Here is a 1651-nt window from a genome sequence, read left to right as displayed (position 1 = left end):
CGTCCCTGACGGGGGCTGGGGCACACCCACGCAGATGGCCAGATACCGCCGGGAGAAAGCCCCGCTGTGGAGTTGGCGGCGCAGGATGTCGTGTACCCAGCCGTTTTTGGCCACGGCCATGAGGCCCGTGGTGCCCCGGTCCAGCCGGTTTACCGGGTGAAAGGAGAAGCCCGGGCCCAGGTAGTGGGCCAGCCCCTCCGCCAGCGTGGGTTCGCCGGGGGAGAGGGAGGAGGGGATCACCGCCAGGGGCGCGCTCTTGTTCAGGATGAGCAGGTGCTCGTCCTCCCAGCGGACGTCCAGCTCCATGGCCGCCGGACGGACGGCGGTGGGCCGCTCCGCCGCCGGCAGGTCCACCGCCAGCCGGTCGCCGGCGCGCAGCACCGCGCTGGTGAACACCCGGACGCCGTTGACCGTCAGCCCGGTCTCCGTCCGCTTCAGGCGGGCGATGCGGGCGGTGGAGAGGCCCAGCTCCCCCTTCAGCAGGCTTTTGACCGTCCGCCCGGCCTGCTCCGGCTTCACCAGCAGCTCCACGCCCGTCGCCTCCCCCCGCTGAAAACCTTGCCTATAGTATACAACAAGAACTGCGGGTTTTCAATATGTAGAATGCCGCCTTCTCCAGGAAATCCTGGGAAGGCGGCTGTGCGTAATGAAGCGTATATGCTCGTCACCGGGCGGAAATCTGGGAACAGCAGTGGGCCCAGGCCCGAAACAAAGTTCTTTTTGATACTTTTTCTTTCAAGAAAAAGTATGGCTGCCCTACTTCTCCCGCATCCGCAGCATCCGCCGGCAGATGAGCAGAGAGCCGGCGGCGAGGACCAGATCACAGCCCCCCGCGATGAGAAAGGCCGGGGAGAAGGGGGAGCTGCTGCCCATGATGCTCACCGCCGCCATGGTGGGGGCCAGCCCCAGCAGGCTCCCGGCCAGGTAGGGGAGAAAGGGCACGCGCACCGCCCCGAAGTAGAGGCTCACCACGTCCCCAGGCAGGACGCCCACCGACCGGGCCAGCACGGCGAAGAGGAAATGGTTCTCCCGCCGCAGCCCCTCCAGGGCGGACAGCTTGGGGTATTTCTCCCGCAGGCGCGCCAGGGTGTCCGCCGCCGAGCAGCGGCCGACCAGGTAGGGCGCCGCGGCGCACACCGTCAGCCCGGTCAGGTTGACCGCCAGGGCCGCCGGCAGGGGGAACAGCAGTCCGCCCGCCAGGTACAGCGCCGCCAGGGGGAAGAACACCGTCATGCTCTTCACCCCGTACAGCACCACCAGAAACAGGGCCGCCAGCCAGGGGTCGGCGGGGGACCAGCGGAGAAGGTCCTCCGTCCCCAGGCCGGCGCCCGCCAGGAGAAACAGCGCGGCACAGGCCAGCATCAGCGCCAGGGGCAGGTATTTGATCCAGTGCTTGTTCGGTTTCACAGCGGCAGATCCGACTCCTTTACGCAGGGTTTGCTGTGGGTATGATAGCCCCCGCCCCGCCCCGCCGCCATGCACAAAGCGGGCGCGGCGTCACCATTTGGGACACCGCGCCCGTTCTGTGAGGCGCTTGCCGGCGGGTTTGTACGAAAATTCTCAAGCCAAAGAATGCCGTTCTTTGGACGGGCCGCAGAACGCGGCCAAAAACGGTTCGCGCGCTTGAACTGGAAATCCTATTACGGCTCCA

Annotated in this window: 2 protein-coding genes; both read right to left on the bottom strand. The window is 66.9% G+C overall.

What is annotated here, in order from left to right; translation table 11 throughout:
• Nucleotides 1–531, bottom strand: a 531-nt coding sequence (locus tag QZ326_RS13235; RefSeq protein ID WP_295746128.1) for an RluA family pseudouridine synthase, incomplete at its 3' end; no start/stop codon positions are given.
• A 225-nt stretch (nt 532–756) separates the two neighbouring features.
• Nucleotides 757–1407: a TVP38/TMEM64 family protein gene (locus tag QZ326_RS13230; RefSeq protein WP_295746125.1), complete on the bottom strand. Its 651-nt coding sequence runs from the start codon at nt 1405–1407 to the stop codon at nt 757–759.
• Nucleotides 1408–1651: the final 244 nt, after the last annotated feature.

It is taken from the genome of uncultured Oscillibacter sp., from assembly GCF_910587525.1.
Lineage (GTDB): Bacteria > Bacillota > Clostridia > Oscillospirales > Oscillospiraceae > Oscillibacter.
Note: the sequence above shows the minus strand (reverse complement) of the source record. Positions and strands in the feature narration are given on the sequence as shown.